Genomic DNA, 19,722 nt, shown 5'->3' with positions numbered 1-19,722 from the left:
GTAGAATTGCCCGTTTCTCGTATCCCCCCATGAGGAGGACCCCTTCCGTGGACACTCGTTTTGTTCAGGCCCATAAAGAGGCGCGCTGGGCGCTGGGGCTGACCCTTTTGTATCTGGCGGTATGGTTAGTATCCGCTTACTTACCTGGCGTTACCCCCGGTTTTACCGGCTTTCCACGCTGGTTTGAGATGGCTTGCATCCTGACGCCGCTGCTGTTTATTGGACTGTGCTGGGCGATGGTGAAATTTATCTATCGCGATATCCCGCTGGAGGATGACGATGCAGCTTGAAGTGATTCTACCGCTGGTCGCCTATCTGGTGGTGGTGTTCGGGATTTCAGTTTATGCAATGCGTAAACGGAACACCGGCACCTTCCTTAATGAGTATTTCCTCGGTAGCCGCTCTATGGGCGGTATTGTGCTGGCGATGACGCTCACCGCGACCTATATCAGTGCCAGTTCGTTTATCGGCGGGCCAGGAGCTGCTTATAAATACGGCCTGGGTTGGGTATTGCTGGCAATGATTCAGCTACCTGCGGTCTGGCTTTCGCTCGGTATTCTTGGCAAGAAGTTCGCGATTCTCGCGCGCCGCTACAATGCGGTGACGCTGAACGATATGCTGTTTGCCCGCTACCAGAGTCGCCTGCTGGTGTGGCTGGCGAGTTTGAGTTTGCTGGTTGCGTTCGTTGGTGCGATGACCGTGCAGTTTATCGGCGGTGCGCGCCTGCTGGAAACCGCGGCGGGTATCCCTTATGAAACAGGTTTGCTGATTTTTGGCATCAGCATTGCGCTCTATACCGCCTTTGGCGGCTTTCGCGCCAGCGTGCTGAACGACACCATGCAAGGGTTGGTGATGCTGATTGGCACCATTGTGCTGCTTATTGGCGTAGTCCATGCTGCTGGCGGCTTAAGCAATGCAGTAGAGACGCTGCAAACCATCGATCCGCAACTGGTTACGCCACAAGGCGCTGACGATATTCTGTCACCTGCGTTTATGACGTCGTTCTGGGTGCTGGTGTGTTTTGGCGTGATTGGCCTGCCGCATACTGCGGTGCGCTGTATCTCTTATAAAGACAGCAAAGCCGTACATCGGGGGATCATCATCGGTACGATTGTGGTCGCAATCCTGATGTTCGGTATGCACCTGGCCGGAGCGTTAGGTCGGGCGGTGATCCCCGATCTCACCGTACCGGACCTGGTGATCCCGACGTTGATGGTAAAAGTGCTGCCACCGTTTGCTGCCGGGATCTTCCTGGCTGCACCTATGGCTGCGATCATGTCGACGATCAATGCCCAGTTGCTGCAAAGTTCCGCTACGATCATTAAAGATCTCTATCTGAATATCCGTCCGGATCAAATGCAAAACGAGACGCGTCTGAAGCGGATGTCGGCGGTGATCACGTTGGTTCTCGGTGCGTTGCTGCTGCTTGCCGCCTGGAAGCCGCCAGAAATGATCATCTGGCTGAATTTGCTGGCCTTCGGTGGGCTGGAAGCCGTTTTCCTGTGGCCGCTGGTGCTGGGTCTTTACTGGGAACGCGCCAACGCCAAAGGCGCGCTAAGTGCGATGATCGTTGGCGGCGTACTGTATGCCGTACTCGCGACGCTGAATATTCAGTACCTGGGCTTCCACCCTATCGTGCCCTCGTTACTACTAAGTTTGCTGGCTTTCCTGGTCGGAAACCGTTTCGGTACATCCGTCCCGCAAGCTACCGTTTTGACTACTGATAAATAAAGAGTTTTGCCATGCCTTGGATCCAACTGAAACTGAACACTACCGGCGCGAATGCTGAAGAACTTAGCGATGCGCTGATGGAAGCGGGTGCCGTTTCTATCACTTTTCAGGATACCCACGATACGCCTGTATTTGAGCCGCTTCCGGGCGAAACGCGCCTGTGGGGCGACACCGATGTGATTGGTCTGTTCGATGCTGAAACCGACATGAATGAAGTCGTGGCGATTCTGGAGAATCATCCGCTGCTCGGCGCAGGCTTCGCGCACAAAATCGAACAACTGGAAGATAAAGACTGGGAGCGCGAATGGATGGATAATTTCCACCCGATGCGCTTTGGTGAACGACTGTGGATCTGCCCAAGCTGGCGTGATGTGCCGGACGAAAACGCCGTTAACGTGATGTTAGACCCAGGGCTGGCGTTTGGTACAGGGACTCATCCAACCACCTCTCTGTGCCTGCAATGGCTCGACAGCCTCGATTTAACCGGTAAAACAGTCATCGACTTTGGCTGCGGTTCCGGCATTCTGGCTATCGCGGCGCTGAAACTGGGTGCAGCAAAAGCCATTGGTATTGATATTGATCCGCAGGCGATTCAGGCCAGCCGCGACAACGCCGAACGTAATGGCGTTTCTGACCGTCTGGAACTCTACCTACCTAAAGATCAACCAGAAGAAATGAAAGCCGACGTGGTGGTCGCTAACATCCTTGCAGGCCCATTACGTGAACTGGCACCGTTAATCAGCGTCCTGCCGGTTTCAGGTGGCTTGCTGGGCCTTTCCGGTATTCTGGCAAGCCAGGCAGAGAGCGTTTGTGAAGCTTATGCCGACAGCTTCGCTCTGGACCCGGTCGTGGAAAACGAAGAGTGGTGCCGCATTACCGGTCGTAAGAATTAACCTTCGCATCGCCGTATGGTGACGCAAGGCGAAGTGCGAGCAAGGTCACAAAAGGCACGTTAATTTGCCGATTATTTACGCAGATTTGCGTGCCAAAATTTTCATTCATAAAGAAAAATTGAGAACTTACTCAAATTTATTGGAGTGTAAATTTTAGTCCCTATTTTCTAATATGATGATTTTTATGAGTAATTATCGCGCCAAGCTCATTTTAAATGCAATTCTTTGATCCATCTCAGAGGATTGGTCAAAGTTTGGCCTTTCATCTCGTGCAAAAAATGCGTAATATACGCCGCCTTGCAGTCACAGTATGGTCATTTCTTAACTCATGCGCATCGGACAATATCAGCTCAGAAATCGCCTGATCGCAGCGCCCATGGCTGGCATTACAGACAGACCTTTTCGGACGTTGTGCTACGAGATGGGAGCCGGATTGACAGTATCCGAGATGATGTCTTCTAACCCACAGGTTTGGGAAAGCGACAAATCTCGTTTACGGATGGTGCACATTGATGAACCCGGTATTCGCACCGTGCAAATTGCCGGTAGCGATCCGAAAGAAATGGCGGATGCAGCACGTATTAACGTGGAAAGCGGTGCCCAGATTATTGATATCAATATGGGTTGCCCGGCTAAAAAAGTGAATCGCAAGCTCGCAGGTTCAGCCCTCTTGCAGTACCCGGATGTCGTTAAATCGATCCTTACCGAGGTCGTCAATGCAGTGGACGTTCCTGTTACCCTGAAGATTCGCACCGGCTGGGCGCCGGAACACCGTAACTGCGAAGAGATTGCCCAACTGGCTGAAGACTGTGGCATTCAGGCTCTGACCATTCATGGCCGAACACGCGCCTGTTTGTTCAATGGAGAAGCTGAGTACGACAGTATTCGGGCAGTTAAGCAGAAAGTTTCCATTCCGGTTATCGCGAATGGCGACATTACTGACCCGCTTAAAGCCAGAGCTGTGCTCGACTATACAGGGGCGGATGCCCTGATGATAGGCCGCGCAGCTCAGGGAAGACCCTGGATCTTTCGGGAAATCCAGCATTATCTGGACACTGGGGAGTTGCTGCCCCCGCTGCCTTTGGCAGAGGTTAAGCGCTTGCTTTGCGCGCACGTTCGGGAACTGCATGACTTTTATGGTCCGGCAAAAGGGTACCGAATTGCACGTAAACACGTTTCCTGGTATCTCCAGGAACACGCTCCAAATGACCAGTTTCGGCGCACATTCAACGCCATTGAGGATGCCAGCGAACAGCTGGAGGCGTTGGAGGCATACTTCGAAAATTTTGCGTAAACAGAAATAAAGAGCTGACAGAACTATGTTCGAACAACGCGTAAATTCTGACGTACTGACCGTTTCTACCGTTAACTCTCAGGATCAGGTAACCCAAAAACCCCTGCGTGACTCGGTTAAACAGGCACTGAAGAACTATTTTGCTCAACTGAACGGTCAGGATGTGAATGACCTCTATGAGCTGGTACTGGCTGAAGTAGAACAGCCCCTGTTGGACATGGTGATGCAATACACCCGTGGTAACCAGACCCGTGCTGCGCTGATGATGGGCATCAACCGTGGTACGCTGCGTAAAAAATTGAAAAAATACGGCATGAACTAATTCAGGTTAGCTAAATGCTTGATTAAAAAGGCGCTACTCGGCATGGGGAAGCGCCTTTTTTATAGGTGTCACAAAGGGAGTGACCATGAGAACAGGATGTGAACCGACCCGATTTGGTAATGAAGCAAAGACCATCATCCAGGGTGATGCATTAACCGAACTTAAAAAGATCCCCGCCGAAAGTGTAGATCTGATCTTTGCCGACCCACCGTATAACATCGGTAAAAATTTTGATGGTCTGATCGAAGCCTGGAAAGAAGATCTGTTTATCGACTGGCTGTTTGAAGTGATTGCAGAGTGCCACCGCGTTCTGAAAAAGCAGGGCAGCATGTACATCATGAACAGCACGGAAAACATGCCCTTTATCGATCTCCAGTGCCGCAAGTTTTTTACCATCAAAAGTCGCATCGTCTGGTCATATGACAGTTCTGGAGTGCAGGCGAAAAAACACTACGGCTCCATGTACGAACCCATCCTGATGATGGTGAAAGACGCAAAGAACTACACGTTCAACGGTGATGCTATTCTGGTAGAAGCCAAAACCGGATCGCAGCGCGCGTTGATCGATTATCGCAAAAATCCTCCACAGCCTTACAATCATCAAAAAGTACCGGGTAACGTCTGGGATTTTCCGCGCGTGCGTTATTTGATGGATGAATATGAGAATCACCCGACGCAAAAACCGGAAGCCTTACTGAAACGCATTATTCTCGCCTCTTCCAACCCAGGCGATATCGTTCTCGACCCGTTTGCCGGTAGCTTTACTACCGGTGCCGTAGCCGCCGCCAGCGGGCGAAAATTCATTGGTATTGAGATCAACAGCGAGTACATCAAAATGGGGCTTCGACGGCTGGATGTCGCGTCGCATTACTCTGCGGAAGAACTGGCGAAAGTGAAAAAAAGAAAGACCGGCAACCTGTCAAAACGAAGCCGGTTAAGCGAAGTTGACCCCGATCTCATTGCAAAGTAAAGGAAGTGTAAGCCTGGTTTTCAGATTATTCATTTCGTGTATATTTCCTGCCAGACTTGGTTAAACATGCACAGGCTCAGGTAATGATTCGCAAGTATTGGTGGCTCGTCGTTTTCGCTGTCTTCGTTTTTCTGTTTGATACTTTACTGATGCAGTGGATTGAACTGCTGGCAACAGAAACAGACAAATGCCGCAATATGAACTCAGTTAATCCACTAAAACTGGTTAACTGTGACGAACTGAATTTTCAGGACAGAATGTGAATTTATATGACACTTAATTCATTCGTTTGATGAATTAATTTCGTTATGTTTTCATCTGGCATGAACATTCTTAATACGTTATCGACCAGTGCGGGTGCTTGTTTATTAAGATCATAACCCGCCATATTCATTAACCAGTTTTGAACAATTCCGCTGAAGGCACCATCAATAATAATCATCACAACATCTAAATCGAGATTATTTGCTATACAACCTTGTTTCTGACATGCCTGCAATACTTCGCGGAGAGTCTGCGGATTAAAGCCCATCTTTTCGCGTATCACTCCCTCTGCCAGCATCTCATCATTAAATTCACATTTGTGATATAAGATTTTCAGCAACGCCTGCTGGCGGGGAATTTTGGCAATATATTGCAAGCCAACAATCAATTTTTCACGCAATTGCTGAAACGGGTCATGCTCTAACCCAGCTGTCAAGTGATCCTGGATTAACTCCCGCAATGAAGGCTGTTGCAACCACATCTCATTAAACAGTTGGGTCTTGTTCTCGAAGTGCCAGTAGATAGCGCCACGCGTAACGTTAGCGGCGTCGGCAATGTCGTTGAGCGTCGTCTTGCTTACGCCATGCTGCGCAAACTGGGCGATGGCAGTTTCAATCAGTTCTTGCCGGGTCTTCAGGGCTTCAGCTTTGGTTCTTTTTGCCATGATTAATTATTCAGGAAATAAATATATTCGACACAGGATGAGAAAATAGCGAAGGTTAATCTATCACCTAATGTATATTTATACGAGAGGCTAATATTGAGTTGCTATAAATCGTCAAATAAATAACGTTTATCATTTACCTAAAATACATTCACTCTATCAATATATATTTCAATTTGCGAGGATTTGATTCTACCTCTTTCAACCCGCGTCAAAATAAAACAGTAAAATATTAATCTTTTTTTGTGTTTATGTGCCTTGAGACGCCAGTATTCATAACTATTCCTTACATCGACGAATGATAATTTGTAGGATAGCGAACTGTATTTTTCTTTCTGCGAGTTAACGCGTTGCCTTTTTGGGTAAATAACGCGCTTTTGGTTTTTTGAGGAATAGTAATGACGAAACATGCCAGGTTTTTCCTCCTGCCCTCCTTTATTCTGATCTCCGCGGCTTTAATCGCCGGTTGTAACGATAAGGGAGAAGAGAAAGCTCACGTCGGTGAACCGCAGGTTACCGTTCATATTGTGAAAACGGCCCCGTTAGAAGTTAAGACTGAATTACCAGGCCGCACCAATGCTTACCGTATAGCCGAAGTTCGCCCACAGGTTAGCGGGATCGTACTGAGTCGCAATTTCACTGAAGGCAGCGATGTGCAAGCAGGCCAGTCTCTGTACCAGATCGATCCCGCGACCTATCAGGCAAGTTATGACAGCGCGAAAGGCGAACTGGCGAAAAGTGAAGCCGCCGCCGCCATCGCGCATTTGACGGTAAAACGTTACGTTCCGCTCGTGGGTACGAAATACATCAGTCAGCAGGAGTACGACCAGGCCATTGCTGATGCTCGCCAGGCCGATGCCGCCGTGATTGCCGCAAAAGCAACGGTCGAAAGCGCTCGCATCAATCTCGCTTATACCAAAGTGACTGCGCCAATTAGTGGACGTATCGGCAAATCGACTGTGACCGAAGGCGCTCTTGTCACTAATGGGCAAACGACCGAACTGGCGACTGTCCAGCAGCTCGATCCTATCTACGTTGATGTGACCCAATCCAGCAACGATTTTATGAGGCTGAAGCAATCCGTAGAGCAAGGAAATTTGCATAAGGAGAACGCCACCAGCAACGTAGAGTTGGTCATGGAGAACGGTCAAACCTATCCCCTGAAAGGTACGCTGCAATTCTCCGATGTTACCGTTGATGAAAGCACCGGCTCCATAACCCTACGTGCCGTCTTCCCTAACCCGCAACATACGCTTTTACCTGGTATGTTTGTGCGCGCACGGATTGATGAAGGCGTCCAACCTGATGCCATTCTTATCCCGCAACAAGGCGTTAGCCGCACACCGCGTGGTGATGCAACCGTGCTGATTGTTAACGATAAAAGTCAGGTTGAAGCGCGCCCTGTCGTTGCCAGCCAGGCGATTGGCGATAAATGGTTGATTAGCGAAGGGCTGAAATCTGGCGATCAAGTCATTGTCAGCGGCCTGCAAAAAGCGCGTCCGGGAGAGCAGGTTAAAGCCACTACCGATACCCCCGCAGATACTGCATCGAAGTAAGGCAATCTGACATGGCAAACTTTTTTATTCGACGACCGATATTTGCATGGGTGCTGGCCATTATTCTGATGATGGCGGGCGCACTGGCGATCCTACAATTGCCCGTCGCCCAGTACCCGACCATTGCGCCGCCTGCGGTTTCTGTTTCGGCAAACTATCCGGGCGCTGATGCGCAGACCGTGCAGGATACGGTGACGCAGGTTATCGAACAGAATATGAATGGTATCGATAACCTGATGTATATGTCCTCCACCAGCGATTCCGCCGGTAGCGTGACAATTACCCTTACCTTTCAGTCCGGGACCGATCCTGATATCGCGCAAGTGCAGGTACAGAACAAACTCCAGCTCGCCACGCCGTTGCTGCCGCAAGAGGTTCAGCAGCAGGGGATCAGTGTTGAAAAGTCCAGTAGCAGCTATTTGATGGTGGCGGGCTTTGTCTCTGATAACCCAGGCACCACACAGGACGATATCTCGGACTATGTGGCCTCTAACGTTAAAGATACGCTTAGCCGTCTGAATGGCGTCGGTGACGTACAGCTTTTCGGCGCACAGTATGCGATGCGTATCTGGTTGGACGCCGATCTGCTAAACAAATATAAACTGACGCCGGTTGATGTGATTAACCAGTTGAAGGTACAGAACGATCAGATCGCTGCCGGACAGTTGGGCGGAACGCCAGCGTTACCAGGGCAACAGTTGAACGCCTCGATTATTGCTCAGACGCGGTTAAAAAATCCGGAAGAATTCGGCAAAGTGACCCTGCGCGTAAACAGTGACGGCTCGGTGGTACGCCTGAAAGATGTCGCACGGGTTGAACTTGGCGGTGAAAACTATAACGTTATCGCTCGCATCAACGGTAAACCGGCGGCGGGCCTGGGTATTAAGCTGGCAACCGGCGCGAATGCTCTCGATACCGCGAAAGCCATTAAGGCAAAACTGGCGGAATTACAGCCATTCTTCCCGCAGGGAATGAAGGTTCTCTATCCTTATGACACTACGCCATTCGTCCAGCTTTCTATTCACGAAGTGGTAAAAACGCTGTTCGAAGCCATTATGCTGGTGTTCCTGGTGATGTATCTGTTCTTGCAGAATATGCGAGCAACGCTGATCCCCACCATTGCGGTACCCGTGGTGTTGTTAGGGACGTTTGCCATCCTCGCCGCTTTTGGTTACTCCATCAATACACTAACTATGTTCGGGATGGTGCTTGCCATCGGGCTGCTCGTCGATGATGCGATAGTGGTGGTGGAGAACGTCGAGCGCGTGATGATGGAGGATAAGCTCCCGCCAAAAGAAGCGACGGAAAAATCAATGTCGCAAATCCAGGGCGCACTGGTGGGTATCGCGATGGTGCTGTCAGCGGTATTTATTCCAATGGCATTCTTCGGCGGTTCTACTGGGGCAATTTACCGCCAGTTCTCTATCACCATCGTTTCGGCAATGGCGCTTTCTGTTCTGGTGGCATTGATTCTTACCCCAGCGTTATGTGCAACACTGCTCAAACCCGTCTCTGCTGAGCATCACGAAAATAAGGGCGGTTTCTTCGGCTGGTTTAATACCACCTTCGATCATAGCGTTAACCACTACACCAACAGCGTCGGCAAAATCCTCGGTTCCACAGGACGATATTTACTGATCTATGCACTAATTGTTGCTGGAATGGTGGTGTTGTTTTTACGTCTTCCGTCTTCCTTCTTACCTGAAGAGGATCAGGGTGTCTTTCTGACTATGATTCAGTTACCCGCTGGCGCGACGCAAGAGCGGACGCAAAAAGTGTTGGATCAAGTGACGGATTACTATCTGAAGAACGAGAAAGCGAACGTAGAAAGTGTCTTTACGGTTAACGGCTTTAGCTTCAGCGGCCAGGCACAAAATGCCGGTATGGCTTTCGTCAGTCTGAAACCGTGGGAAGAGCGTAGTGGTGACGAAAACAGTGCGGAAGCGGTAATCCATCGTGCCAAAATGGAATTGGGCAAGATCCGCGACGGTTTTGTCATTCCATTCAATATGCCAGCCATTGTTGAACTGGGCACGGCAACGGGTTTCGACTTTGAGTTAATTGATCAGGCTGGGCTGGGTCACGATGCCCTGACCCAGGCCCGTAACCAGTTGCTTGGCATGGCGGCGCAACATCCTGCCAGCTTAGTCAGCGTGCGTCCTAATGGTCTGGAAGACACCGCGCAGTTTAAACTGGAAGTTGACCAGGAAAAGGCGCAGGCATTAGGTGTTTCACTTTCTGACATCAATCAGACCATTTCAACGGCGTTGGGTGGGACTTACGTTAACGACTTCATTGACCGTGGTCGCGTGAAAAAGGTGTATGTTCAGGCGGATGCCAAATTCCGTATGCTGCCAGAAGATGTCGATAAACTTTATGTCCGCAGCGCCAACGGCGAAATGGTGCCATTCTCTGCCTTTACCACTGCACATTGGGTGTATGGCTCTCCGCGACTGGAGCGCTACAACGGTCTGCCGTCAATGGAGATTCAGGGGGAAGCCGCGCCAGGAACCAGTTCCGGCGATGCCATGGCGTTGATGGAAAACCTTGCATCACAATTACCAGCTGGCATTGGTTATGACTGGACGGGTATGTCATATCAGGAACGCTTATCGGGAAACCAAGCTCCCGCTCTGGTAGCAATTTCCTTTGTGGTTGTTTTCCTGTGCCTTGCTGCACTCTATGAAAGCTGGTCAATTCCTGTCTCGGTTATGTTAGTCGTGCCGTTAGGGATTGTCGGCGTGCTACTGGCGGCGACACTCTTTAATCAAAAAAATGACGTCTACTTTATGGTGGGCTTGCTAACGACAATTGGCTTGTCAGCCAAAAACGCTATTTTGATTGTTGAGTTCGCTAAAGATCTCATGGAGAAAGAGGGTAAAGGTGTTGTTGAAGCGACACTGGTGGCAGTACGTATGCGTCTGCGTCCTATCCTGATGACCTCTCTCGCCTTTATTCTCGGCGTATTACCGCTAGCTATCAGTAACGGTGCCGGCAGTGGCGCGCAGCACGCAGTGGGTATCGGGGTAATGGGCGGGATGGTCTCTGCAACGTTGCTGGCAATCTTCTTCGTGCCGGTGTTCTTTGTGGTTATCCGCCGTTGCTTTAAAGGATAAATCAGAAACATAAAGGCGCTTTCGGGTGCCTTTATTATTTTCAGTGAAACCCATAAAAATTAATAAGATATTCTTCTACTCACTCTTTAAAAACTTTCTATAGTTCCCGCTCCCTTCACTATTTTTACAATTCACATAATTTGTCATTATTCATGCCGCAAGATTTATAACCTCCAGTGATAAAATGGCATTCAGCTCGTTAATAAGAGAGTTAACTTATTAAGCGTTAGCGTTTATTACTGAGGTAACACCATGAAAAGATTAATTCCTGTAGCATTGCTCACCGCATTGCTGGCGGGCTGTGCTCACGATTCGCCCTGCGTTCCGGTTTATGACGATCAGGGTCGACTGGTTCACACCAATACCTGTATGAAAGGCACGACTCAGGATAACTGGGAAACGGCTGGGGCTATTGCTGGCGGGGCAGCAGCTGTTGCTGGCCTGACGATGGGGATCATCGCTCTGTCGAAATAACTGAACAGGGCGCGGAGTACCGCGCTCTGTTTAACGATACAGTATCTCTCCATAAGATAAAATATTGCTATATTCTGCTGGGTAGTTCCCTGCTGATTTAGCATGTTATATCGCGTTATTTCGCTGCTTTCGAAATAACGCATCAATTTAATTTTCACACTTCCTACCAGAAATATACTCACGCTAACAATCATTATTCTGCTTAGTAAAAAATGCGTAAATATTTTGCGCCAAAATGTGGCGCATGTTTCATTTTCGCACCATTGCGGGGCGCTGTTTTTATTATTTCCTGTCTACACTCAGCTTATTGCGACGCGAAATCGTGCGCAAAAGCTGGCACTACTTTTGCTTATAAGAGGATGGCCACAGACAGGTAAAAGACGTTTCCCAAACGTCCTATAACGATAATTTTCGCCTCACAGGAAGCATTATGAAAAAGATGATGATAGCCACACTGGCTGCCGCCAGCGTGCTGCTTGCCGTTGCAAATCAGGCGCATGCTGGCGCGACGCTTGATGCCGTTCAGAAAAAAGGTTTTGTGCAATGCGGGATCAGTGATGGATTACCTGGGTTCTCTTATGCCGATGCTGACGGTAAGTTTTCAGGTATTGATGTAGATGTTTGTCGTGGTGTTGCGGCAGCTGTATTTGGTGACGACACGAAAGTGAAATATACCCCGCTCACTGCAAAAGAACGCTTCACGGCTTTACAGTCAGGGGAGGTGGATTTGCTCTCCCGTAATACGACCTGGACTTCCTCTCGCGATGCCGGTATGGGAATGGCATTTACTGGCGTCACTTATTATGACGGCATTGGTTTCCTGACGCACGATAAAGCGGGATTAAAAAGCGCGAAAGAACTGGATGGCGCAACAGTCTGTATTCAGGCGGGTACTGATACCGAACTCAACGTCGCCGATTACTTCAAGGCAAACAATATGAAGTACACACCAGTGACTTTCGATCGCTCTGACGAATCTGCGAAGGCACTGGAATCTGGTCGCTGCGATACGCTGGCCTCGGATCAATCACAACTGTATGCCCTGCGCATCAAATTAAGCAACCCAGCTGAATGGATTGTTTTACCGGAAGTTATCTCTAAAGAACCGCTTGGGCCGGTAGTTCGTCGTGGCGATGATGAATGGTTCTCTATAGTGCGCTGGACGCTTTTCGCCATGCTGAATGCTGAAGAGATGGGCGTTAATTCGCAAAACGTTGATGAAAAAGCGGCTAATCCTGCAACGCCTGATATGGCGCATCTGCTGGGTAAAGAGGGCGATTACGGTAAAGATCTGAAGCTGGATAATAAATGGGCTTACAACATCATCAAACAGGTGGGTAATTACTCGGAAATTTTTGAGCGTAACGTAGGTTCAGAAAGCCCCCTGAAGATTAAACGTGGGCAAAATAATCTCTGGAATAACGGCGGTATTCAGTACGCGCCGCCCGTGCGTTAAGTCGGTGTGAGGTAACGAGCGTCGCTACGGCGGCGCTCTCTTCAGCGTTATGCTTTCCGAGGTTTCTATGTCTCATCGCCGCTCAACCGTTAAAGGCTCACTCTCCTTTGCCAACCCTACGGTTCGCGCCTGGTTATTCCAGATCCTTGCCGTTGTTGCTGTTGTCGGCATTATTGGTTGGTTATTTCACAACACCGTAACGAATCTCAGTAATCGCGGCATTACTTCAGGTTTTGCCTTCCTGGACCGCGGCGCTGGCTTCGGTATTATCCAGCATTTGATCGATTACCAGCAGGGTGATACCTACGGACGCGTTTTCATTGTTGGCTTACTCAATACGCTGCTGGTTTCTGCATTGTGTATTGTATTCGCTTCTGTTCTGGGCTTCTTTATCGGTCTGGCACGACTTTCGGATAACTGGCTGCTACGAAAGCTTTCCACAATTTATATTGAGATCTTCCGTAATATTCCGCCGCTACTGCAAATCTTCTTCTGGTACTTTGCCGTGTTGCGCAATTTGCCCGGACCACGCCAGGCAGAGAGTGCGTTTGATCTGGCCTTTTTGAGCAATCGTGGGCTTTATATTCCGTCGCCGCAGCTGGGAGACGGATTTATTGCGTTTATCCTGACTGTTGTTATTGCTATAGCCATTTCTGTTGGAATATTCCGTTTTAATAAAACGTACCAGATAAAGACCGGACAATTGCGCCGAACCTGGCCGGTCGCCGTTGTGTTGATCATCGGTTTGCCTTTACTGGCGCAATGGCTTTTTGGCGCGGCACTGCACTGGGATGTTCCAGCCCTACAAGGTTTTAATTTCCGCGGCGGGATGGTTTTAATTCCTGAACTGGCAGCCTTAACGCTGGCGCTTTCGGTTTATACCTCTGCATTTATCGCCGAGATTATCCGCGCCGGGATTCAGGCGGTGCCTTATGGTCAACATGAAGCGGCTCGGTCACTGGGATTACCCAACCCGGTTACGCTACGCCAGGTCATTATTCCCCAGGCATTGCGGGTGATTATTCCACCGTTAACCAGCCAGTATCTCAACATCGTCAAAAACTCCTCTCTTGCCGCCGCTATTGGCTATCCCGATATGGTTTCGCTGTTTGCCGGCACCGTGCTGAATCAGACGGGGCAAGCCATCGAGACGATAGCCATGACCATGTCGGTCTATCTGATTATCAGCCTGACTATCTCGCTGCTGATGAATATCTATAACCGCCGCATCGCGATCGTTGAACGCTAAGGAGTCATGATGACAAAAGTATTGCTGTCTCATCCCCCGCGCCCGGCGAGCCATAACTCAAGCCGCGCGATGGTGTGGGTGCGAAAAAATCTGTTCTCCAGCTTGAGCAATAGCCTGCTGACTATTGGCTGCATATGGTTGATGTGGGAACTGATCCCACCGTTGCTGAACTGGGCATTTTTGCAGGCTAACTGGGTTGGCTCAACGCGTGCCGACTGCACAAAAGCCGGTGCCTGTTGGGTCTTCATCCACGAACGATTTGGTCAGTTTATGTATGGGCTTTACCCACACGACCAACGCTGGCGAATTAACCTCGCATTACTGATTGGGCTTGTGTCGATCGCACCAATGTTCTGGAAAATACTCCCGTATCGCGGTCGCTATATTGCGGTATGGGCGGTGATTTACCCACTGATTGTCTGGTGGCTGATGTATGGCGGGTTTCTTGGTCTTGAGCGGGTTGAAACCAGGCAATGGGGCGGGCTGACGCTCACTTTAATTATTGCATCAGTTGGGATTGCGGGAGCGCTACCGTGGGGGATTTTACTGGCGTTAGGTCGCCGCTCCCATATGCCAATTGTGCGTATCTTGTCAGTCATTTTTATCGAGTTCTGGCGCGGCGTACCGCTAATCACCGTATTGTTTATGTCTTCGGTCATGCTGCCGCTGTTTATGGCAGAAGGCATCAGCATCGACAAACTGATCCGCGCGCTGGTTGGCGTGATCCTGTTTCAGTCAGCATATGTTGCGGAAGTCGTGCGAGGCGGATTACAGGCGCTGCCTAAAGGGCAATATGAAGCGGCAGAGTCGCTGGCGTTGGGTTACTGGAAAACCCAGGGGCTGGTTATTCTGCCACAGGCGTTGAAGCTGGTGATTCCTGGGCTGGTAAATACCATCATCGCACTCTTCAAAGATACCAGCCTGGTGATCATCATCGGGTTGTTCGATCTTTTCAGTAGCGTTCAGCAGGCAACCGTTGATCCCGCCTGGTTGGGTATGTCGACGGAAGGTTATGTTTTCGCCGCACTGATTTACTGGATCTTCTGTTTCAGCATGTCACGTTATAGCCAACATCTGGAAAAACGTTTTAACACCGGACGTACACCGCATTGAGGACACTATGAGCCAAATTTTACTGCAACCTGCTAACGCGATGATTACGCTGGAAAACGTCAATAAATGGTATGGACAATTCCATGTTCTGAAAAATATTAATTTAACCGTACAACCGGGAGAACGAATCGTTCTGTGTGGCCCTTCTGGTTCGGGGAAATCGACAACCATTCGCTGTATTAATCATCTGGAAGAACATCAACAGGGACGAATCGTGGTAGATGGCATCGAACTTAATGAAGATATCCGCAATATTGAGCGTGTCAGGCAGGAAGTGGGAATGGTCTTTCAGCATTTCAATCTCTTCCCTCATCTGACCGTTCTACAGAACTGTACCCTGGCACCGATTTGGGTACGCAAGATGCCTAAGAAAGAGGCTGAAGCTCTGGCGATGCATTATCTTGAGCGAGTAAGAATTGCCGAACATGCCCAGAAGTTTCCCGGACAGATTTCTGGTGGTCAGCAGCAACGCGTTGCCATAGCACGTTCACTTTGTATGAAACCAAAGATCATGCTGTTTGACGAACCTACGTCTGCGCTCGATCCGGAGATGGTGAAAGAAGTGCTGGATACAATGATTGGGCTGGCGCAGTCAGGTATGACTATGTTGTGCGTAACGCACGAGATGGGGTTTGCGCGAACCGTCGCTGATCGGGTGATTTTTATGGATCGTGGGGAGATAGTGGAACAAGCTGCACCGGATGAGTTTTTTGCGCATCCTAAATCAGAGCGTACAAGGACATTTTTATCGCAGGTAATCCATTAAGTTTTACATGGATTCTGAACGCAAAAAGGCCATCCTTTCGGATGGCCTTTCACTTGATTTGATGTCTGGCAGTTTATGGCGGGCGTCCTGCCCGCCACCCTCCGGGCCGTTGCTTCGCAACGTTCAAATCCGCTCCCGGCGGATTTGTCCTACTTGGGAGAGTGTTCACCGACAAACAACAGATAAAACAAAAGGCCCAGTCTTCCGACTGAGCCTTTTGTTTTATTTGATGTCTGGCAGTTCCCTACTCTCGCATGGGGAGACCCCACACTACCATCGGCGCTACGGCGTTTCACTTCTGAGTTCGGCATGGGGTCAGGTGGGACCACCGCGCTACTGCCGCCAGACAAATTCTTTTCTAATCTGCCGAACTTTAACCTAAAAAGTGGTGCTGATACCCAGAGTCGAACTGGGGACCTCACCCTTACCAAGGGTGCGCTCTACCAACTGAGCCATATCAGCACGCTTAATTTGATGCCTGGCAGTTTATGAATCACTTCGCGATTCACCCTTCGGGCCGTTGCTTCGCAACGTTCAAAAGCTTTCGCTTTTGTCCTACTCTCTTATCGAGTAGTGAACTGCCTCAAAGGTCAGTGCCATTCTTCGTAATTTGATGCCTGGCAGTTCCCTACTCTCGCATGGGGAGACCCCACACTACCATCGGCGCTACGGCGTTTCACTTCTGAGTTCGGCATGGGGTCAGGTGGGACCACCGCGCTAAGGCCGCCAGGCAAATTCTGTTTTATCAGACCGCTTCTGCGTTCTGATTTAATCTGTATCAGGCTGAAAATCTTCTCTCAATCCGCCAAAACATCTTCGGCGTTGTAAGGTTAAGCCTCACGGTTCATTAGTACCGGTTAGCTCAACGCATCGCTGCGCTTACACACCCGGCCTATCAACGTCGTCGTCTTCAACGTTCCTTCAGGACTCTCAAGGAGTCAGGGAGAACTCATCTCGGGGCAAGTTTCGTGCTTAGATGCTTTCAGCACTTATCTCTTCCGCATTTAGCTACCGGGCAGTGCCATTGGCATGACAACCCGAACACCAGTGATGCGTCCACTCCGGTCCTCTCGTACTAGGAGCAGCCCCCCTCAGTTCTCCAGCGCCCACGGCAGATAGGGACCGAACTGTCTCACGACGTTCTAAACCCAGCTCGCGTACCACTTTAAATGGCGAACAGCCATACCCTTGGGACCTACTTCAGCCCCAGGATGTGATGAGCCGACATCGAGGTGCCAAACACCGCCGTCGATATGAACTCTTGGGCGGTATCAGCCTGTTATCCCCGGAGTACCTTTTATCCGTTGAGCGATGGCCCTTCCATTCAGAACCACCGGATCACTATGACCTGCTTTCGCACCTGCTCGCGCCGTCACGCTCGCAGTCAAGCTGGCTTATGCCATTGCACTAACCTCCTGATGTCCGACCAGGATTAGCCAACCTTCGTGCTCCTCCGTTACTCTTTAGGAGGAGACCGCCCCAGTCAAACTACCCACCAGACACTGTCCGCAACCCGGATTACGGGCCAACGTTAGAACATCAAACATTAAAGGGTGGTATTTCAAGGTCGGCTCCATGCAGACTGGCGTCCACACTTCAAAGCCTCCCACCTATCCTACACATCAAGGCTCAATGTTCAGTGTCAAGCTATAGTAAAGGTTCACGGGGTCTTTCCGTCTTGCCGCGGGTACACTGCATCTTCACAGCGAGTTCAATTTCACTGAGTCTCGGGTGGAGACAGCCTGGCCATCATTACGCCATTCGTGCAGGTCGGAACTTACCCGACAAGGAATTTCGCTACCTTAGGACCGTTATAGTTACGGCCGCCGTTTACCGGGGCTTCGATCAAGAGCTTCGCGTTACCGCTAACCCCATCAATTAACCTTCCGGCACCGGGCAGGCGTCACACCGTATACGTCCACTTTCGTGTTTGCACAGTGCTGTGTTTTTAATAAACAGTTGCAGCCAGCTGGTATCTTCGACTGATTTCAGCTCCACGAGCAAGTCGCTTCACCTACATATCAGCGTGCCTTCTCCCGAAGTTACGGCACCATTTTGCCTAGTTCCTTCACCCGAGTTCTCTCAAGCGCCTTGGTATTCTCTACCTGACCACCTGTGTCGGTTTGGGGTACGATTTGATGTTACCTGATGCTTAGAGGCTTTTCCTGGAAGCAGGGCATTTGTTGCTTCAGCACCGTAGTGCCTCGTCATCACGCCTCAGCCTTGATTTTCCGGATTTGCCTGGAAAACCAGCCTACACGCTTAAACCGGGACAACCGTCGCCCGGCCAACATAGCCTTCTCCGTCCCCCCTTCGCAGTAACACCAAGTACAGGAATATTAACCTGTTTCCCATCGACTACGCCTTTCGGCCTCGCCTTAGGGGTCGACTCACCCTGCCCCGATTAACGTTGGACAGGAACCCTTGGTCTTCCGGCGAGCGGGCTTTTCACCCGCTTTATCGTTACTTATGTCAGCATTCGCACTTCTGATACCTCCAGCATACCTCACAGCACACCTTCACAGGCTTACAGAACGCTCCCCTACCCAACAACACATAGTGTCGCTGCCGCAGCTTCGGTGCATGGTTTAGCCCCGTTACATCTTCCGCGCAGGCCGACTCGACCAGTGAGCTATTACGCTTTCTTTAAATGATGGCTGCTTCTAAGCCAACATCCTGGCTGTCTGGGCCTTCCCACATCGTTTCCCACTTAACCATGACTTTGGGACCTTAGCTGGCGGTCTGGGTTGTTTCCCTCTTCACGACGGACGTTAGCACCCGCCGTGTGTCTCCCGTGATAACATTCTCCGGTATTCGCAGTTTGCATCGGGTTGGTAAGTCGGGATGACCCCCTTGCCGAAACAGTGCTCTACCCCCGGAGATGAATTCACGAGGCGCTACCTAAATAGCTTTCGGGGAGAACCAGCTATCTCCCGGTTTGATTGGCCTTTCACCCCCAGCCACAAGTCATCCGCTAATTTTTCAACATTAGTCGGTTCGGTCCTCCAGTTAGTGTTACCCAACCTTCAACCTGCCCATGGCTAGATCACCGGGTTTCGGGTCTATACCCTGCAACTTAACGCCCAGTTAAGACTCGGTTTCCCTTCGGCTCCCCTATTCGGTTAACCTTGCTACAGAATATAAGTCGCTGACCCATTATACAAAAGGTACGCAGTCACCCCATAAAGAGGCTCCCACTGCTTGTACGTACACGGTTTCAGGTTCTTTTTCACTCCCCTCGCCGGGGTTCTTTTCGCCTTTCCCTCACGGTACTGGTTCACTATCGGTCAGTCAGGAGTATTTAGCCTTGGAGGATGGTCCCCCCATATTCAGACAGGATACCACGTGTCCCGCCCTACTCATCGAGCTCACAATATGTGCATTTTTGTGTACGGGGCTGTCACCCTGTATCGCGCGCCTTTCCAGACGCTTCCACTAACACACACACTGATTCAGGCTCTGGGCTGCTCCCCGTTCGCTCGCCGCTACTGGGGGAATCTCGGTTGATTTCTTTTCCTCGGGGTACTTAGATGTTTCAGTTCCCCCGGTTCGCCTCATTAACCTATGGATTCAGTTAATGATAGTGTGACGAATCACACTGGGTTTCCCCATTCGGAAATCGCCGGTTATAACGGTTCATATCACCTTACCGACGCTTATCGCAGATTAGCACGTCCTTCATCGCCTCTGACTGCCAGGGCATCCACCGTGTACGCTTAGTCGCTTAACCTCACAACCCGAAGATGTTTCTTGCGATTCATCATCGTGTTGCGAAAATTTGAGAGACTCACGAACAACTCTCGTTGTTCAGTGTTTCAATTTTCAGCTTGATCCAGATTTTTAAAGAGCAAAAC

The 19,722-nt window shown here is 50.1% G+C and carries 15 protein-coding genes, 1 tRNA gene and 3 rRNA genes; 14 read left to right on the top strand and 5 right to left on the bottom strand.

Features of this window, described 5'->3' with window-relative positions:
• The first annotated feature begins 47 nt into the window (after window positions 1-47).
• The 7 genes from yhdT (at window position 48) to yhdU (ending at window position 5,473) form a co-directional block, all read left to right on the top strand.
• The gene (gene yhdT / locus AABJ99_RS02600; protein WP_001361189.1) at window positions 48-290 is read left to right on the top strand and encodes a YhdT family protein; all 243 of its coding nucleotides are present in this window, start codon (window positions 48-50) and stop codon (window positions 288-290) included.
• Entirely contained in the window at window positions 280-1,731 is a 1,452-nt protein-coding gene (panF, locus tag AABJ99_RS02595) for a sodium/pantothenate symporter (RefSeq protein WP_039021315.1), read from the top strand. Before yhdT ends, panF begins: the two co-directional genes overlap by 11 nt.
• Window positions 1,732-1,742: 11 nt before the next feature.
• Complete coding sequence (gene prmA, locus AABJ99_RS02590; protein ID WP_039021314.1) at window positions 1,743-2,624, top strand: 50S ribosomal protein L11 methyltransferase; 882 nt, start codon at window positions 1,743-1,745, stop codon at window positions 2,622-2,624.
• Between the two features lie 328 nt (window positions 2,625-2,952).
• Window positions 2,953-3,918, top strand: coding sequence for a tRNA dihydrouridine synthase DusB (dusB, locus tag AABJ99_RS02585; protein WP_001219652.1), 966 nt, complete (start codon window positions 2,953-2,955; stop codon window positions 3,916-3,918).
• Window positions 3,919-3,943: 25 nt separating this feature from the next.
• Window positions 3,944-4,240, top strand: a complete 297-nt coding sequence (gene fis / locus AABJ99_RS02580; protein WP_000462905.1) for a DNA-binding transcriptional regulator Fis — start codon at window positions 3,944-3,946, stop codon at window positions 4,238-4,240.
• An 85-nt stretch (window positions 4,241-4,325) separates the two neighbouring features.
• Window positions 4,326-5,210, top strand: coding sequence for an adenine-specific DNA-methyltransferase (gene yhdJ / locus AABJ99_RS02575; protein WP_338387486.1), 885 nt, complete (start codon window positions 4,326-4,328; stop codon window positions 5,208-5,210).
• 83 nt (window positions 5,211-5,293) lie between these two features.
• The gene (yhdU, locus tag AABJ99_RS02570; protein ID WP_001295275.1) at window positions 5,294-5,473 is read left to right on the top strand and encodes a DUF2556 family protein; all 180 of its coding nucleotides are present in this window, start codon (window positions 5,294-5,296) and stop codon (window positions 5,471-5,473) included.
• Between the two features lie 2 nt (window positions 5,474-5,475).
• Here yhdU and acrS read toward each other — a convergent pair whose 3' ends face one another.
• Window positions 5,476-6,138 carry a multidrug efflux transporter transcriptional repressor AcrS gene (gene acrS / locus AABJ99_RS02565; protein WP_039021312.1) on the bottom strand — a complete coding sequence of 221 codons (663 nt, stop codon included), beginning with the start codon at window positions 6,136-6,138 and terminating at the stop codon, window positions 5,476-5,478.
• Between the two features lie 398 nt (window positions 6,139-6,536).
• Between acrS and acrE the strand changes: the two genes are divergently transcribed.
• From acrE to yhdZ, 7 genes are all read left to right on the top strand, one after another.
• Window positions 6,537-7,694: a multidrug efflux RND transporter periplasmic adaptor subunit AcrE gene (acrE, locus tag AABJ99_RS02560; RefSeq protein ID WP_000160362.1), complete on the top strand. Its 1,158-nt coding sequence runs from the start codon at window positions 6,537-6,539 to the stop codon at window positions 7,692-7,694.
• A gap of 11 nt (window positions 7,695-7,705) precedes the next feature.
• Window positions 7,706-10,810 (top strand): multidrug efflux RND transporter permease subunit AcrF, encoded by a 3,105-nt coding sequence (gene acrF, locus AABJ99_RS02555; protein WP_338387485.1) that lies wholly within the window; start codon window positions 7,706-7,708, stop codon window positions 10,808-10,810.
• 252 nt (window positions 10,811-11,062) lie between these two features.
• On the top strand, window positions 11,063-11,284 hold the full coding sequence (locus AABJ99_RS02550; RefSeq protein ID WP_000825639.1) for a membrane protein: 222 nt from the start codon (window positions 11,063-11,065) through the stop codon (window positions 11,282-11,284).
• 430 nt (window positions 11,285-11,714) lie between these two features.
• Complete coding sequence (locus AABJ99_RS02545) at window positions 11,715-12,740, top strand: amino acid ABC transporter substrate-binding protein (protein WP_000738584.1); 1,026 nt, start codon at window positions 11,715-11,717, stop codon at window positions 12,738-12,740.
• Window positions 12,741-12,807: 67 nt separating this feature from the next.
• A complete protein-coding gene (gene yhdX, locus AABJ99_RS02540; protein ID WP_039021310.1) occupies window positions 12,808-13,989 on the top strand; it encodes an amino acid ABC transporter permease in 1,182 nt (393 codons plus the stop codon).
• 9 nt (window positions 13,990-13,998) lie between these two features.
• Complete coding sequence (yhdY, locus tag AABJ99_RS02535) at window positions 13,999-15,102, top strand: amino acid ABC transporter permease (protein ID WP_039021309.1); 1,104 nt, start codon at window positions 13,999-14,001, stop codon at window positions 15,100-15,102.
• 7 nt (window positions 15,103-15,109) lie between these two features.
• Window positions 15,110-15,868, top strand: coding sequence for an amino acid ABC transporter ATP-binding protein (gene yhdZ / locus AABJ99_RS02530; RefSeq protein WP_000078345.1), 759 nt, complete (start codon window positions 15,110-15,112; stop codon window positions 15,866-15,868).
• Window positions 15,869-16,099: 231 nt separating this feature from the next.
• Here the strand turns inward: yhdZ and rrf (AABJ99_RS02525) are convergent.
• The 4 genes from rrf (AABJ99_RS02525) to AABJ99_RS02510 form a co-directional block, all read right to left on the bottom strand.
• Window positions 16,100-16,215: ribosomal RNA gene (rrf, locus tag AABJ99_RS02525) — 5S ribosomal RNA — on the bottom strand.
• 39 nt (window positions 16,216-16,254) lie between these two features.
• Window positions 16,255-16,330: transfer RNA gene (locus AABJ99_RS02520), tRNA-Thr, on the bottom strand.
• A 153-nt stretch (window positions 16,331-16,483) separates the two neighbouring features.
• A 5S ribosomal RNA gene (rrf, locus tag AABJ99_RS02515) occupies window positions 16,484-16,599 on the bottom strand.
• A 95-nt stretch (window positions 16,600-16,694) separates the two neighbouring features.
• Window positions 16,695-19,598, bottom strand: a 23S ribosomal RNA gene (locus tag AABJ99_RS02510).
• Between the last annotated feature and the right edge of the window lie 124 nt (window positions 19,599-19,722).

The sequence above is a fragment of the Escherichia coli genome (assembly GCF_036503815.1).
GTDB lineage: Bacteria > Pseudomonadota > Gammaproteobacteria > Enterobacterales > Enterobacteriaceae > Escherichia > Escherichia coli_F.
Note: the sequence above shows the minus strand (reverse complement) of the source record. Positions and strands in the feature narration are given on the sequence as shown.

Coding starts and splice junctions, on each gene's coding strand:
- panF (WP_039021315.1), top strand. CDS start 280: ATGCAGCTTGAAGTGATTCTACCGCTGGTCGCCTATCTGGTGGTGGTG.
- prmA (WP_039021314.1), top strand. CDS start 1,743: ATGCCTTGGATCCAACTGAAACTGAACACTACCGGCGCGAATGCTGAA.
- dusB (WP_001219652.1), top strand. CDS start 2,953: ATGCGCATCGGACAATATCAGCTCAGAAATCGCCTGATCGCAGCGCCC.
- fis (WP_000462905.1), top strand. CDS start 3,944: ATGTTCGAACAACGCGTAAATTCTGACGTACTGACCGTTTCTACCGTT.
- yhdJ (WP_338387486.1), top strand. CDS start 4,326: ATGAGAACAGGATGTGAACCGACCCGATTTGGTAATGAAGCAAAGACC.
- yhdU (WP_001295275.1), top strand. CDS start 5,294: ATGATTCGCAAGTATTGGTGGCTCGTCGTTTTCGCTGTCTTCGTTTTT.
- acrS (WP_039021312.1), bottom strand. CDS start 6,138: ATGGCAAAAAGAACCAAAGCTGAAGCCCTGAAGACCCGGCAAGAACTG.
- acrE (WP_000160362.1), top strand. CDS start 6,537: ATGACGAAACATGCCAGGTTTTTCCTCCTGCCCTCCTTTATTCTGATC.
- acrF (WP_338387485.1), top strand. CDS start 7,706: ATGGCAAACTTTTTTATTCGACGACCGATATTTGCATGGGTGCTGGCC.
- AABJ99_RS02550 (WP_000825639.1), top strand. CDS start 11,063: ATGAAAAGATTAATTCCTGTAGCATTGCTCACCGCATTGCTGGCGGGC.
- AABJ99_RS02545 (WP_000738584.1), top strand. CDS start 11,715: ATGAAAAAGATGATGATAGCCACACTGGCTGCCGCCAGCGTGCTGCTT.
- yhdX (WP_039021310.1), top strand. CDS start 12,808: ATGTCTCATCGCCGCTCAACCGTTAAAGGCTCACTCTCCTTTGCCAAC.
- yhdY (WP_039021309.1), top strand. CDS start 13,999: ATGACAAAAGTATTGCTGTCTCATCCCCCGCGCCCGGCGAGCCATAAC.
- yhdZ (WP_000078345.1), top strand. CDS start 15,110: ATGAGCCAAATTTTACTGCAACCTGCTAACGCGATGATTACGCTGGAA.